This window comes from Pseudoxanthomonas sp. (assembly GCF_002863005.1).
Taxonomy (GTDB): Bacteria; Pseudomonadota; Gammaproteobacteria; order Xanthomonadales; family Xanthomonadaceae; genus Pseudoxanthomonas_A.
The window spans coordinates 24,102-37,652 of sequence record NZ_PKDG01000009.1 but is presented as its reverse complement, the minus strand read 5'-3'; the positions used below and the strand labels follow the sequence as shown (position 1 = coordinate 37,652).

Below are 13,551 nucleotides of genomic sequence, written 5' to 3'. Positions count from 1 at the left end.
CCCTTACCCTTCACCCTCTTACGCCTCTGCGCCCCGCTCCCCTCCACTCGCTCTTCAAGAGAAACGCCATGGCTTTCCGTGCCCCCGTCGATCTCGCCGCCGTCAACGCGCATGCGGCCAATACGCTGGTGTCGAACCTCGGCATCGTGATGACCGAAGCGGGTGAGGACTGGTTGCGCGGCACCATGCCGGTGGATGCGCGCACCGTGCAGCCCTACGGCATCCTGCACGGGGGCGCATCGGTGGCGCTGGCCGAGACGCTGGGCAGCGTGGCCGGCAACCTGTGCGTCGATACGACGAAAGAGATGGTCGTGGGCCTGGAGATCAACGCCAACCACGTGCGCGCGATGCGCAGCGGCGTGGTCACCGGCACCGCGCGGGCCCTGCACGTGGGCCGCAGCACGCAGCTGTGGGAAATACGCATCGAGAACGACGACGGCAAGCTGGTCTGCGTCTCGAGGCTGACGCTGGCGGTCGTACCGCGGAGCTAGTGGGGAAGGGAGAAGAGTGCTGACACCCAGAGCCCTCGTCTTCGCTCACTCCCCACTCCGCTCCCCTCACGCCTGCCCCTCCCACCCTCACTCCTGCTATCGTGAACGCATGACGCCGCCCCCTGTTCATGTTGCTGGCGGCAGCGGCGTGGCACGGGCCTTCCGTTACGCGTACCGCGTGCCGTTGCTGCTCATCCACCTGCTGCTCTTCCTGCCGATCACCCTGCTGTGCCTGTCGCCGCTGCTGGTGTGGATACGCGTGGGCGCCGAAACCGCGGGCGACGTGGCGGTGCGCTGGTGGTCCAGTGGACTGATGCGCATCTTCGGGTTCCGCCTGCGGCGGGTCGGCGCGCCGTTGCCGGGCCCGACGATGTTCGTGGCCAACCACGTCAGCTGGATCGACATCGAGGCACTGCACAGCCAGCGCATGATGGGTTTCGTGGCCAAGCAGGAGATCCGTGGCTGGCCGGTCGTGGGGTGGCTGGCGGCCCAGGGACAGACCATCTTCCACCAGCGCGGCAGCCAGGAATCGCTGGGCGGCGTGCTGCAGGCCATGATGCGGCGCCTGCGCGAGGGGCGTTCGGTCGGGGTGTTCCCTGAAGGACGCACGCGCGACGGCCACGAGGTCGGGCCGTTCCATGCGCGCATCTTCCTGGCGGCGGTCGAGGCCGGCGTGCCGGTGCAGCCGGTCGCACTGCGCTACGGCGCACGCGGCAGCGCCCAGCCGGTGGTGGCGTTCGGACCCAGGGAAAGCTTCTTCGCCAACTTCGTCCGCCTGCTGGGCGAGCCGGCGCGCACGGCCGATATCTGCTTCCTGGAACCGATCCGGGTCGCCGACGTCGAGGGTCGCCGGCGCATCGCCGACCTCTCGCGCGAGCGGATCGTGCGGGCGATGGCGGACGCCTGAGCGGCCGCCATGACGGGCTTGCGACGTATTCGAGGGAATACTCGGCCCACCGGTGCCACCCTCGTGCCCACGTTGCCGCGATGACCCCATGATCACTGCCGCCGACTTCCGACCGCCGCGCTGGCTGCGCAACCCGCACCTGCAATCGGTGCTGGGATCCAGCGCGCTGCGCCGCCGCCGTGCGCTGCGGGCGCTGGCGGGCAGCGGCGCGGTAACGCTGGAATACATCGTGGACGGTGGCGATGGCGTGCGCCTGCAGGGCTTCCACAGCCAGGTGCCGGGGCGTACCCCGCGCGGCCTGGTGCTGCTGCTGCATGGGTGGGAAGGCAGCGCCGATTCCAACTACATGCGGCTGACCGCCGCGCAGCTTCTGGCGCGCGGGTTCGACGTGTTCCGGCTGAACTTCCGCGACCACGGCGACACTCACCACCTCAACGAAGACCTGTTCCACTCCAACCGCCTGGACGAAGTGGTGCATGCCGCACTCGACATATCGCGGCGCTTCGCCGGCGACGTCCCGATGCGGGTGGCGGGCTATTCGCTGGGCGGCAATTTCGCACTGCGCCTGGCACTGCGCGCGCCGCAGGCCGGGCTGGCGCTGGCGCACGTGGCGGCGGTCTGCCCGCTGCTGGATCCGGCCACCACGATGGACCGCATCGAGCGCGGCATGCCGCTGTACGACTGGTATTTCGCGCGGAAGTGGCGCCGTTCGCTGGAGCGCAAGCGCCACCTGTTCCCGCAGCGGCACGATTTCGACGACACCGTGCTGGCGCTCGACATCCGCGCGCTGACCGATTGGCTGGTGCAGCGCCACACCGGTTTCGGCACCCTGGACGCCTACTTCGACGGCTATGCGATCTCGGGGGATCGGCTTGCCGGCCTCGAGGTGCCGGCGCACATCCTGATGGCCGAGGACGATCCGGTGATCCCGTTCGACACCTTCCGCGACTGGGCGTTGCCGCCCCAGGCCACGCTGGAGATCGCGCCATGGGGCGGGCATTGCGCCTTCATCGAGAACGTCGCCGGCGATGGCTACGCCGAGCGCTGGGTCGCCGAGCGCCTGGCCGCCACCGCGGCCTGAGCGGTCCCGCCCGTTACAATCGGGTCGTTTCCGGGCGTTGGCCGGGCGCGCCATCCGGACTGCGACGGCGCCCCTTCCGCGCCTGGTCTTCCCCTTTTTCGAGGAGCCACCCATGCGTCTGTGGAGCGACAGTTTCGAGAACATGAAGCCCATCCCGGCCGAGTTCGCGATGGGTCAGCCCGACGGGTTCGCCGCCAACCGCAACCCGCACCTGGCGTGGACCGACGTGCCGGACGGGACGAAGTCCTTCGCCCTGCTCTGCATCGACCCCGATGCACCGACCGTGCCGGACACCGTGGGTCGCGACGACCTGCAGATCCCGGTGGAGCAGCCGCGCGCGCATTTCATCCACTGGGCGATGGCGGACATCCCTCCCGGCGTGCGCGAGATCGCGGCCGGCAGCTGCAGCGACGGCGTCACTGCCCGGGGCAAGCAGCAGCCCGCCGGACCGGCCGGCGCACGCCAGGGATTGAACGACTACACCGGCTGGTTTGCCGGCGATGCGCAGATGGGAGGCGACTACCACGGCTACGACGGTCCCTATCCGCCGTTCAACGATGCCCGCGTGCACCGTTACTTCTTCCGCCTGTTCGCACTGGATGTCGCCGCGCTCGACCTGCCGGCCCGCTTCACCGCCGGCGACGTGGAGCGTGCGATGCAGGGCCATGTGCTGGCGGAAGCACTGGTGCACGGCACGTACACCTTGAACGCGACCCTGCGCGATTGAGCCCGTGGAGGGCGGCAATCCCTACGAGAGCCCGCGAAGCGCCGTCGCCGATCCCGGAGGCGACGGCGTGCCGCATGTGCCGGCCACGAAGGGCCGCCGCTTCGTCCACTGGATGATCGATCGCGTCATCGTGATCGGGCTCATCTTCCTGGCCCTGCTGGTCGCGGGGATGATCGGCGGCGACGCGGTGCTGGCGTGGGCCGGGCGGCTGACGTGGTGGCAAGAACAGCTGATCGGCTACGTTGCGATCATCCTCTACTACACGCTGATGGAAGGCATCACTGGAACCACGATCGGCAAGCTCGTGACCGGTACGCGCGTGGTCGACGAGGCAGGGCGCCGGGTCCGGTTCGGCCAGGCACTGCTGCGCAGCGCGAGTCGCGTGGTGCCGTTCGAAGCCTTCTCGGTCCTGCTGGCGGACGATGACGATCCGCGGGGCTGGCACGACCTCTGGCCGCGCACGCGCGTGGTACGGAGGCGCGCGGCCGCGATTGCGTGAGGGATGCGCGTGCGGTGCCTCACTCCGCCGCGTTTCGCCAGCGTGTCCGCCCGTCGGCCCCGATGACCAGGCACGTGCCGGTGGGCGGGCATGCCGGTGCCACGCGGACCTGCTCCGGATCCAGGCCCAGCCGCCATGCCAGTCCCATCTGGCCGATGGCATAGAAGCGCTGCGCGTCCGCGACGCTGACATGCAGCGGCGCGGGGATCCGTTGCGATTCCAGTGCCTGCAGCGTCGTTTCCGCCCACTGCGCGCGACCGATCAGGCCAGGATGGTCCAGCCGGCGCGTGCCCTCCACCGCGATCCACGACGACACCACGATCAGCATCGCCACCCACAGCGCGGCAGCATCGGTCGCCAGGCAGCGCGCCAGCGCGATCACGGGCAGGATCACGGCGATGGCTGCGTAATACTCGTAGCTGTTCCAGGCGAACAGGAAGTAGGGCGCGTACGCCAGCACGGCGAACGCACCGACGCACATCCACTGCCACCGCGTCAGCAGCCTCCGCCCGCGCCAACCGGCGACCGCCCAGGCTGCCAGCATCGGCAGTGCGGTGGCCGCGATCCAGGCCAGTCCTTGCATGCGTTCGCCCGCGACTGCCATCCGCATCGCCTCGCGCGGGACGTTCAACAGCCATGCGCCGAACGATGCGGCGTTGCGCACGACATTGCTGCCCAGGCCGAATGCGTACGACGCATCGGTGTTGGCGGTAAAGCGCGCGCGCAGCACCAGCCACACGCCAACGACGGCCACGCAGGCGAGCCATGCGACGAGTTCGCCGCGATCCGGCCTGCGCATGGCAACGAAAGCGGCGACCACGATCATCAGCGCGGGCGTCAGCGCGGCGGATTCCTTGCTCAGCAATGCCAGCGCCAGCCATGCCGGCAGCGACGCGAGCAGCACCGCACGCCAGCTGCCGGCCGCATCACGCGCACTGATCCATGCAGCCAGCAGCAGCGTGGTGAACAGCGTCAGCAGGGCATTGTTGGCGGCGGCCGCCCAATGCACTGGCAACAGGTGCATCGTCAGTCCGCCGTACACGGCGCCAGCGAGCGCGGCGATGCGGCCGGCGTGCTGCCAGCGACAGGCGCGCGTGAGGCGGAGGGCGAACAGCGCAACGCCCAGCGTGGCCAGGACATGCAGGATCAGGCTGACCACGTGCGCGGCATGCGCACTGCCGCCCAGCGACGCGTCGATCCAGCGCCAGTAGCCCTCCTGCGAAAGCGGCCGCCAGAAGCGCGGCGGCGACGAAGGCCAGAAATCCGACCACCACGGCGCGCCCATGGCATTCGTTGCATGCGCCGCATGCAGGAACACGTAGTCGTCGCCCCAGAATGGCGTCTGCAGCGCCGGCCACCACATCGGCAGGGCGGAGACGACCAGGAGTGCGACAGCGATCCAGGGAAGGGGAGAAGCGTTCCTTGCGGGGGGGTGCATGCTGGCGCGTCAGGTGCGGCGACGCGCCACTATAGCGGCTGACCGACAGCCACGAAGCACGCCCTGGATCAGGCGCGCTTCGTGCGACGGACCTTATTTCTTCTCGCTGGCCGACTCCACCACCATGTCCAGCACGTAGGCATTCGAAGATCCGTCGGCGGGCGGGTTCTTCACCGTGTAGCGGTCCACGCGCAGGACGTTGCGGATGCCGGGCTCATGCGTGTAGCCCTCGATGCTGTCGTAGAAGTGCTGGAACTCGCCCGGCGTGCCGACTTTCAGGCCCTTGTCGTCGTAGGCGATCTCGCGCACCTGCAGGCACTGCTTGTCGGGAATCAGCGGGTGGCTGCACGGCTTGGTGTCCGCCGCGACTTCAAGGAACACGCGTTGGCCGGGGCCGCCATAGCGGGTTTCGGCGGTCGGGTTGCCGGCGAACAGCAGTTTTTCTCCGGTCGCGGTGGTCAGCGCGAGTTGAGCGACGCCGTCCTGCGTGGCGGCGACCTTCAACGTCCCATCCAGTCGCTTGCCGATCTCCTGGTCCAGCGCCATCAGCGCATTGTCGGTGCAGGCCATCATGGTCGACGTCAGTCGGCCGATGGTGAGGCTGGTGTCCGACAGCGTGTAGGTGCCGCCCATGCGATTGCAGGCGTTGGACACGCCCAGCCGTCCTTCCCTGAAGTCGAGCTGCACCGGCTTGTCGGGCCGTACGAACAGCGCATCGATGCGCCTGCCCTGCGTGTCGGTCGCGTCCATGAGTTGCCAGTGGTACCGGGGAAGCAGGGCGGCCGCGTCGATCGTTGCGGCTGCCAGGGTGTCCGGAGTGGCGGCCACGGTGGGCGCTGGCGTGTCGGCTCGTTCCCCCGGCTTGGGGCAGCCCGCGAGGGCCAGTGGCAAGGCAAGCAGCAGCAGTCGTTTCATGGCGTTCTCCGTCGACGGTGGCCCCATGCAAACGCGCCGCAGGTTGGAATGGGGTGAAGGCCGGCAGCGCTCATGTAGGAAGCACGAAGCGCGGCGGCTCAGCTGCCGACCGGCATCAACAAAAGCAGCAGCGCGCCCAACACGATGCGATAGATCGCGAAGCCGGTGAAGCGGTGCGCCTTGATGAAGCCCAGCAGCCACTTCACCACCACGAAGCCGGTGACGGTGGCGGCAGCGAATGCCAGCGCCACCTCGCCCCAGTTCTCGCTGCCCAGCGCATCGTCCTTCACCAGTTCCAGGAATGCGTAGCCGCTGGCCGCGAACATGGTGGGAATGCCGACCAAGAACACGAACTCCGCCGCGGACGAGCGCCGGCTGGTGCCCGCCAGCATCGCCATGAAGATCGCGGCGGCCGAACGGGAGGTGCCCGGGAACACGCCCGCCACCACCTGCGCCAGGCCCACCAGCACCGCGACCTTCCAGGTGATGGTGGCGACGTCGCCGCGCTTCTCGGCGAAGTGCTCGGCCACCAACATCCACACGCCGCCGATGATCAGGGCCCATGCCACGGGCGTGACGGTTTCCGGGAGTTCCCATCCGGCCAGGCGCACCGGCAGGCCGACCAGCGCAGTGACCAGGAAGGCCACCGCCAGCTTCATCGAGTAGTCGCGGGCCTGGGGATCGCGCCAGCAGCCGGTCGTCAGTTCCCAGATGCGGCGCCGGAAGACCAGGGTGGTGGCCAGGATGGCGCCGGCCTGGATCACGATGTTGAAGAAATCCGACCGCTCGCCCAGCCAGTGCTGCGCGATCAGCAGGTGGCCGGTGCTGGACACCGGCAGGAACTCGGTGAGGCCCTCGAGGATGCCGAGCAGCAGGGCGGCGAGCAGGTCGGTCATCGGAGCGGGCTTGCAGGGGAGGGCGGCAAAGAATAGTGGAAAGCGCCACGCACCGCGTTGGTTCGCTGAACCGAAATTCTGCACCAAAACAGGGATTCCGTGTGATTAATCCGTCAAGGATGTCCATGACAATCAATCACTTGCCGCGTCCTCGGGGTTGGCACGGGGATTGCTGTATCCCGTCACACACTTATCCAACCCGAGGTTCCGAGATGTCCCTGGACAACGTTGAGAAGCTGATCAAGGACCACAAGGTCGAGTTCGTCGACCTGCGCTTCGTCGACATGCGCGGTGTCGAACAGCACGTCACCTTCCCCGTCAGCATCGTGGATGCGTCCCTGTTCGAAGACGGCAAGATGTTCGACGGCTCGTCGATCTCGGGCTGGAAGGGCATCAACGAGTCGGACATGGTGCTGCTGCCCGACCCGAGCACGGCCTATCTGGATCCGTTCTACGCCGACCCGACCCTGGTGCTGGTCTGCGACATCCTCGATCCGGCCACCATGCAGGGCTACACGCGCGACCCGCGCGGCATCGCCAAGCGCGCCGAGGCCCACCTGAAGGCCAGCGGCGTCGCCGACGTGGCCTTCTTCGGCCCGGAGCCCGAGTTCTTCATCTTCGACTCGGTCCAGTTCGCCAACGACATGGGCAACACCTTCTTCAAGATCAATTCCGAAGAAGGCGCCTGGAATAGTGGCAAGAGCTACGACGGCGCCAACAGCGGCTACCGTCCCGGCGTCAAGGGCGGCTACTTCCCCGTGCCGCCGACCGACTCGCTGCACGACCTGCGCGCCGAGATGTGCAAGACGCTGGAACAGGTCGGCATCGAAGTCGAAGTGCACCACCACGAAGTCGCCACCGCCGGCCAGTGCGAGATCGGCGCCAAGTTCAACACGCTGGTGCAGAAGGCCGACGAACTGCAGCGCATGAAGTACGTGGTGCGCAACGTCGCCCACCGCAACGGCAAGACCGCCACCTTCATGCCCAAGCCCATCGTCGGCGACAACGGCAGCGGCATGCACGTGCACCAGTCGCTTGCCAAGGGCGGCCAGAACCTGTTCTCGGGCGATGGCTACGGCGGCCTGTCGCAACTGGCGCTGTGGTACATCGGCGGCATCTTCAAGCACGCCAAGGCGATCAACGCGTTCGCCAACTCGGGCACCAACAGCTACAAGCGCCTGGTGCCGGGTTTCGAGGCGCCGGTGATGCTGGCCTACTCGGCGCGCAACCGTTCGGCGTCGTGCCGCATTCCGTGGGTGGCGAATCCGAAGGCGCGCCGCATCGAGATCCGCTTCCCCGATCCGCTGCAGTCCGGCTACCTGACCTTCACCGCGCTGATGATGGCCGGCCTGGACGGCATCAAGAACCAGATCGATCCGGGCGCGCCGTCCGACAAGGACCTGTACGACCTGCCGCCGGAAGAAGAGAAGAACATCCCGCAGGTCTGCTCCAGCCTGGACCAGGCGCTGGACGCGCTCGACAAGGACCGCGACTTCCTCAAGGCCGGCGGCGTGATGTCGGACGACTTCATCGATGCCTACATCGCGCTGAAGATGCAGGAAGTGACCAAGTTCCGCGCGGCCACGCACCCGCTGGAATACCAGCTGTACTACGCCAACTGATGCAGGCCTGCGCGCACATCGCCATGCACGCGGAGGGCCATGCACCGGCCCTCCGCGACGCAGCGGGCGCGCACTGAGTTCTCGCGGCGATGGCGACGGATCTCCCCTCCCACCCGTCGCCATCGCCGCACCTTATCGAGTGCATCGTCCTGCGATGCATTCGCCCGGTTGGGGAACCGGGGCACCACCTGTCTTCGATTCCTGGAGATCGCACCAACGCTGTACTTGGGGAAACACAGGAGAGGTCCATGAACCGCTGCTCCCTCCCACGTCATCCGTTCCCGCCGCAAATGATCGCGGTGGGCACGGATGCGGTTCATGCACCGCTCCGCACCGACAACGTGTCCGCCGCCAGGGGGCTGCGCGCACGGGTGACCTGAAACCGCCGGCCGGCTCCGGTCGGCCGGTTCCATCCACCATCGGGGTATGCGCATGAAACTGATCACCGCCATCATCCGGCCGTTCAAGCTCGACGAGGTCCGAGAGTCCTTGTCGCAAGCGGGCGTGTCCGGCATCACCGTGACCGAAGTGAAAGGCTTCGGCCGGCAGAAGGGCCACACCGAGCTGTACCGCGGCGCCGAGTACGTCGTCGATTTCCTGCCCAAGATCAAGATCGAGACCGTCGTGACCGACGAGCGACTGGATGCCGTCATCGAGGCCATCCAGCAGGCCGCCGGCACCGGCAAGATCGGCGACGGCAAGATCTTCGTCACCACCATCGACCAGGTCATCCGCATCCGTACCGGCGAAGTCGGCGCGGACGCGCTCTAACACTCGGAGCCCCCACATGAAGACTCGACTGTTCTCCGGGTGGAAGACCCGTACCCGGATGCTGTGCATGGCCGCGCTGTTCGGCCTGATGACGGTGGGCACGACCGCCACCGTGTTCGCCGCGCAGGACACCGCCGCACCCACGACCGAACCCGCCGCTGCCGAAGCCGCCCCCGCGGTCGAGGCCGCGCCTGCGCCGGTCGAAGCAGCCGCACCTGCGGAAGCCATTGCGGCCCCGGCCGAGGCCGAAGCCGCCCCCGCCGAGGAAGCCCCGGCCCCGACCATCAGCAAGCCCGACACGGTGTGGGTGCTGGTCTCCGCGGTGCTGGTGATCTTCATGACGCTGCCCGGCCTGGCGCTGTTCTACGGCGGCCTGGTGCGTTCGAAGAACGTGCTGTCCATCCTGATCCAGAACCTGGCCGTGTTCTCGCTGGTCGCGGTGCTGTGGGCGCTGTACGGCTACAGCTTCGCCTTCACCGAGGGCAATGCCTTCATCGGCGGTACCGACCGGCTGTTCGCCGCGGGACTGGATGCGTCCTCGATCGGGGCGACGTTCACCAAGGGCGTCTACATTCCGGAACTGGCGTTCTTCGTGTTCCAGGGTGCGTTCGCCTGCATCACCTGCGCGCTGATCGTCGGCGCGTTCGCCGAGCGCGTGAAATTCGCCGGCGTGATGCTGTTCACCGTGCTGTGGTTCACCTTCGCCTACCTGCCGATGGCGCACATGGTGTGGTTCTTCCCCGGCCCCGATGCGTTCACCAGTACCGATGCCGTGGACGGCGTGCTGGCCAAGTCGGGCTACCTGTGGGCCAAGGGCGCGCTGGACTTCGCCGGCGGCACCGTCGTGCACATCAACGCCGCCATCGCCGGTCTGGTGGGCGCGTACGTGATCGGCAAGCGCACCGGCTACGGCCGCGAGGCGATCAAGCCGCACAACCTGACCCTGACCATGGTCGGTGCCTCGATCCTGTGGGTGGGCTGGTTCGGCTTCAACGCCGGCTCCGCGCTGGAAGCCGGTGGCGTCGCCGCCATCGCCTTCGTCAACACCTTCCTGGCCACGGCCGCGGCGGTGGTGGCCTGGCTGCTGGTCGAGTGGATCACCAAGGGCAAGCCCTCGCTGCTCGGCGCCGCGTCGGGTGCCGTGGCGGGTCTGGTCGCGATCACGCCGGCGGCCGGCCTGGTCGGCCTGAACGGTGCGCTGGCCATCGGTGCCATCGCGGGCGTGCTGTGCCTGTGGGGCGTCAGCGGCCTGAAGAAGATGCTCGGCGCGGACGACAGCCTGGACGTGTTCGGCGTGCATGGCGTCGGTGGCATCACCGGCGCGCTGCTGACCGGCGTGTTCGCTGCGCCCTCGCTGGGCGGCGCGGGCATCTGGGACTACGTCACCGAGACCGCCGTGGCCGAGTACTCCATCGGGTCGCAGGTGTGGATCCAGGCGCAGGGCGTGCTGATCACGGTGGTGCTGTCCAGCGTGGTGGCCCTGGTGTCCTTCCTCATCGTGAAGTACACCGTCGGCCTGCGCGTCTCCGAGGATGCCGAGCGCGAGGGGTTGGACATCACCTCGCACGGTGAATCGGCCTACGAGGCCTGATGGCTTGCCGGGGACGGCTTTGCACTAAACTGGTGCAATGTCGTCCCCGGACCTCTCCCGCATGCGTTTCGACCCCACCACCGACGCGCTGAGCACGCCGGTGGCCTGGGCGGACGACGGCGGACTGATCCGTGGCGTCAACCCGGCCTTCGCGCGCTGGCTGGGCGTCAGTACCCGCCGCCTGATCGGGCAACCGCTGGCGGCCCTGGAGATCGAAGGCGACGCCATGGCGCGCTTCCTGGACAACACCGACCGCGACGTCCTGCGCCTGCACCGCATGGCCTTGGGCATGCCCGGCGAATCGCCGTGCTTCGCCGAGGGCTGGCTGTCGCGGCTGGAGGGCGGCGGCTGGCTGCTGGAAGCGCACCCGGTGGACGAATTCCCCGCGCTCGATCCCACCCAGGCCCTGCCCAACGCGCTGAGTGCGGCGTTGAAGGGACTGGCACACGAACTGCGCAATCCGCTGGCGGGCCTCAAGGGTGCCGCGCAGCTGCTGGCACGCCGGGCCGCGCACCGCGACGACAACGACGACGAGCGCGAACTGATCGAACTGATCGAGTCCGAGATCAACCGCCTCAACACACTGCTGGAACAACTGCTGTCGCCCTCGCCGCAGCGCCCGCATGCGCCGCTGAACATCCACACGGTGCTGGAGCGGGTATTGCGCCTGGCCGAGAACGAAGGCGGCTGGTCGGTGCGCCTGCAGCGCGATTACGACCCCAGCCTGCCGGAACTGTCCGGCGACGCCGACCGCCTGACCCAGGCGGTCTGGAACCTGGTCCGCAACGCCCTGCAGGCGGGTGCGGCCAACATCATCCTGCGCACCCGTGTCGAACACGGCTCGCGCATCCACGACCACCTGCACGCCATGGCGCTGCGGGTGGAGATCGTCGACGACGGCCGCGGCGTGCCCGAAGCGCTCGCCGAGCACCTGTTCCTGCCGCTGGTCAGCGGCCGTGCCGAAGGCAGCGGGCTGGGCCTGGCACTGTCGCAACAGGTGGCACGCGAACACCGGGGGTCGCTGACCTACCGCTCGCGCCCCGGCCATACGGTCTTCACCCTGCTGCTGCCGCAGTCGCTGCACGACCACGACGAGGAACGTCATGTCCACTGATCGCCTGGCTGCCCATGGCAGCGCCGCCGACGCGCGCCGCATCTGGGTGGTCGATGACGACCGCTCGGTGCGCTTCGTGCTCGCCACCGCCCTGCGCGATGCGGGATACGCGGTGGACGGCTTCGACAGCGCTGCCGCCGCGTTGAGCGCGCTCGGCGCGAGGGGGGCCCCCGACCTCCTGTTCACCGACGTACGCATGCCGGGCGACGATGGCCTGGTACTGCTGGACAAGCTGAAGGCCACGCATCCGCAGCTGCCGGTGATCGTGATGTCGGCGTACACAGACGTGGCGAGCACGGCGGGCGCATTCCGCGGTGGCGCGCACGAATTCCTCTCCAAGCCGTTCGATCTGGACGATGCGGTGGCGTTGGCCGCGCGCACGCTGCCCGATGCGGAGGAGAGCGCCGACGCTGCCCAGGACGCCGACGCGACGGCGGCGGCCACGCCCCAGCTGATCGGCGATACGCCGACCATGCGCGCGCTGTTCCGTGCGATCGGCCGGCTGGCGCAGGCGCCGCTGTCGGTGCTGATCACCGGCGAAACCGGCACCGGCAAGGAGCTGGTGGCGCATGCGCTGCACCATGAGTCGCCGCGTTCGCGCAAACCCTTCGTCGCGCTGAACACCGCCGCCATCCCGTCGGAACTGCTGGAAAGCGAACTATTCGGCCACGAGGCCGGTGCGTTCACCGGCGCGCAGAAGCGGCACATCGGCCGTTTCGAACAGGCGGATGGCGGCACGCTGTTCCTCGACGAGATCGGCGACATGCCGCTGCCGTTGCAGACGCGCCTGTTGCGCGTGCTGGCGGAAGGCGAGTTCTTCCGCGTCGGCGGACGCGAACTGATCCGCGTGGACGTGCGCGTGATCGCCGCCACCCACCAGGACCTCGATGGGCTGGTCGCCGAGGGTCGCTTCCGCGCCGACCTGCTGCACCGCCTGAACGTCGTGCGCCTGCAACTGCCGCCCCTGCGCGAGCGTCGCGCGGACGTGCCGCAACTGGCCGAGAACTTCCTGGCCATGGCCACGCGCAAGCTGGACATCGCACCGAAACGTTTCAGCAATCCCGCCCTGGACCTGCTGCAGGCCCATGACTGGCCGGGCAATGTCCGCGAGTTGGAAAACGTCTGCTGGCGACTGGCGGCCCTGGCACCGGCCGATGTCATCAACACCGCCGACCTGCAGGGCGCACTGCTGCATGCACCGGTCGCCGGTGGACGCGGCGAGTGGGACCACGCGCTGGGCGAGTGGGCGCGCCGCCGCCTGCTGGAAGGCGCCGAGGCGCTGCATGCGGAAGCCCGCGAGCGCCTGGACCGCACGCTGCTCGAGGTCGCCTTGGAACTGACGCATGGACGCCGTGCCGAAGCCGCGGCCAAGCTGGGCGTGGGACGCAACACCGTGACGCGGAAGCTGGGGCCCGGTCGCAAGCGCGGATGAGGGAACGCAGCGACTTTCATTGATCGTGAAGGTAGCGGTGGTTACGGTACTCGGCCACGACCCGTAC

General features: G+C 68.4%; 13 protein-coding genes. 10 read left to right on the top strand and 3 right to left on the bottom strand.

The genetic code is table 11. The features are described 5' to 3' along the window. Positions 1-68 precede the first annotated feature (68 nt). The 5 genes from CYU89_RS02330 (at position 69) to CYU89_RS02310 (ending at position 3,705) form a co-directional block, all read left to right on the top strand. Complete coding sequence (locus tag CYU89_RS02330) at positions 69-491, top strand: hotdog fold thioesterase (protein ID WP_296278608.1); 423 nt, start codon at positions 69-71, stop codon at positions 489-491. A 109-nt stretch (positions 492-600) separates the two neighbouring features. Next, the gene (locus CYU89_RS02325) at positions 601-1,398 is read left to right on the top strand and encodes a lysophospholipid acyltransferase family protein (protein ID WP_296278607.1); all 798 of its coding nucleotides are present in this window, start codon (positions 601-603) and stop codon (positions 1,396-1,398) included. 91 nt (positions 1,399-1,489) lie between these two features. After that, the gene (locus CYU89_RS02320; protein ID WP_296278771.1) at positions 1,490-2,479 is read left to right on the top strand and encodes an alpha/beta fold hydrolase; all 990 of its coding nucleotides are present in this window, start codon (positions 1,490-1,492) and stop codon (positions 2,477-2,479) included. A 112-nt stretch (positions 2,480-2,591) separates the two neighbouring features. Next, positions 2,592-3,206, top strand: coding sequence for a YbhB/YbcL family Raf kinase inhibitor-like protein (locus CYU89_RS02315; RefSeq protein ID WP_296278606.1), 615 nt, complete (start codon positions 2,592-2,594; stop codon positions 3,204-3,206). Positions 3,207-3,273: 67 nt separating this feature from the next. Further along, positions 3,274-3,705: an RDD family protein gene (locus CYU89_RS02310; protein ID WP_296278605.1), complete on the top strand. Its 432-nt coding sequence runs from the start codon at positions 3,274-3,276 to the stop codon at positions 3,703-3,705. Between the two features lie 19 nt (positions 3,706-3,724). Here the strand turns inward: CYU89_RS02310 and CYU89_RS02305 are convergent, their stop codons facing one another. From CYU89_RS02305 to CYU89_RS02295, 3 genes are all read right to left on the bottom strand, one after another. Further along, positions 3,725-5,143, bottom strand: coding sequence for a hypothetical protein (locus CYU89_RS02305; RefSeq protein ID WP_296278604.1), 1,419 nt, complete (start codon positions 5,141-5,143; stop codon positions 3,725-3,727). A 93-nt stretch (positions 5,144-5,236) separates the two neighbouring features. Further along, positions 5,237-6,058 carry an META and DUF4377 domain-containing protein gene (locus CYU89_RS02300; protein ID WP_296278603.1) on the bottom strand — a complete coding sequence of 274 codons (822 nt, stop codon included), beginning with the start codon at positions 6,056-6,058 and terminating at the stop codon, positions 5,237-5,239. A 98-nt stretch (positions 6,059-6,156) separates the two neighbouring features. Then, entirely contained in the window at positions 6,157-6,954 is a 798-nt protein-coding gene (locus CYU89_RS02295; protein ID WP_296278602.1) for an undecaprenyl-diphosphate phosphatase, read from the bottom strand. Positions 6,955-7,166: 212 nt separating this feature from the next. Between CYU89_RS02295 and glnA the strand changes: the two genes are divergently transcribed. The 5 genes from glnA (at position 7,167) to ntrC (ending at position 13,484) form a co-directional block, all read left to right on the top strand. After that, positions 7,167-8,576 carry a type I glutamate--ammonia ligase gene (gene glnA / locus CYU89_RS02290; RefSeq protein WP_296278601.1) on the top strand — a complete coding sequence of 470 codons (1,410 nt, stop codon included), beginning with the start codon at positions 7,167-7,169 and terminating at the stop codon, positions 8,574-8,576. 432 nt (positions 8,577-9,008) lie between these two features. Next, positions 9,009-9,347 carry a P-II family nitrogen regulator gene (locus CYU89_RS02285; RefSeq protein ID WP_056880236.1) on the top strand — a complete coding sequence of 113 codons (339 nt, stop codon included), beginning with the start codon at positions 9,009-9,011 and terminating at the stop codon, positions 9,345-9,347. Between the two features lie 16 nt (positions 9,348-9,363). After that, positions 9,364-10,938 carry an ammonium transporter gene (locus CYU89_RS02280; RefSeq protein ID WP_296278600.1) on the top strand — a complete coding sequence of 525 codons (1,575 nt, stop codon included), beginning with the start codon at positions 9,364-9,366 and terminating at the stop codon, positions 10,936-10,938. A 61-nt stretch (positions 10,939-10,999) separates the two neighbouring features. Further along, the gene (locus tag CYU89_RS02275; protein ID WP_296278599.1) at positions 11,000-12,052 is read left to right on the top strand and encodes an ATP-binding protein; all 1,053 of its coding nucleotides are present in this window, start codon (positions 11,000-11,002) and stop codon (positions 12,050-12,052) included. Continuing rightward, complete coding sequence (gene ntrC / locus CYU89_RS02270; protein WP_296278598.1) at positions 12,042-13,484, top strand: nitrogen regulation protein NR(I); 1,443 nt, start codon at positions 12,042-12,044, stop codon at positions 13,482-13,484. Before CYU89_RS02275 ends, ntrC begins: the two co-directional genes overlap by 11 nt. Positions 13,485-13,551: the final 67 nt, after the last annotated feature.

Coding starts and splice junctions, on each gene's coding strand:
- CYU89_RS02330 (WP_296278608.1), top strand. CDS start 69: ATGGCTTTCCGTGCCCCCGTCGATCTCGCCGCCGTCAACGCGCATGCG.
- CYU89_RS02325 (WP_296278607.1), top strand. CDS start 601: ATGACGCCGCCCCCTGTTCATGTTGCTGGCGGCAGCGGCGTGGCACGG.
- CYU89_RS02315 (WP_296278606.1), top strand. CDS start 2,592: ATGCGTCTGTGGAGCGACAGTTTCGAGAACATGAAGCCCATCCCGGCC.
- CYU89_RS02305 (WP_296278604.1), bottom strand. CDS start 5,143: ATGCACCCCCCCGCAAGGAACGCTTCTCCCCTTCCCTGGATCGCTGTC.
- CYU89_RS02300 (WP_296278603.1), bottom strand. CDS start 6,058: ATGAAACGACTGCTGCTGCTTGCCTTGCCACTGGCCCTCGCGGGCTGC.
- CYU89_RS02295 (WP_296278602.1), bottom strand. CDS start 6,954: ATGACCGACCTGCTCGCCGCCCTGCTGCTCGGCATCCTCGAGGGCCTC.
- glnA (WP_296278601.1), top strand. CDS start 7,167: ATGTCCCTGGACAACGTTGAGAAGCTGATCAAGGACCACAAGGTCGAG.
- CYU89_RS02285 (WP_056880236.1), top strand. CDS start 9,009: ATGAAACTGATCACCGCCATCATCCGGCCGTTCAAGCTCGACGAGGTC.
- CYU89_RS02280 (WP_296278600.1), top strand. CDS start 9,364: ATGAAGACTCGACTGTTCTCCGGGTGGAAGACCCGTACCCGGATGCTG.
- CYU89_RS02275 (WP_296278599.1), top strand. CDS start 11,000: ATGCGTTTCGACCCCACCACCGACGCGCTGAGCACGCCGGTGGCCTGG.
- ntrC (WP_296278598.1), top strand. CDS start 12,042: ATGTCCACTGATCGCCTGGCTGCCCATGGCAGCGCCGCCGACGCGCGC.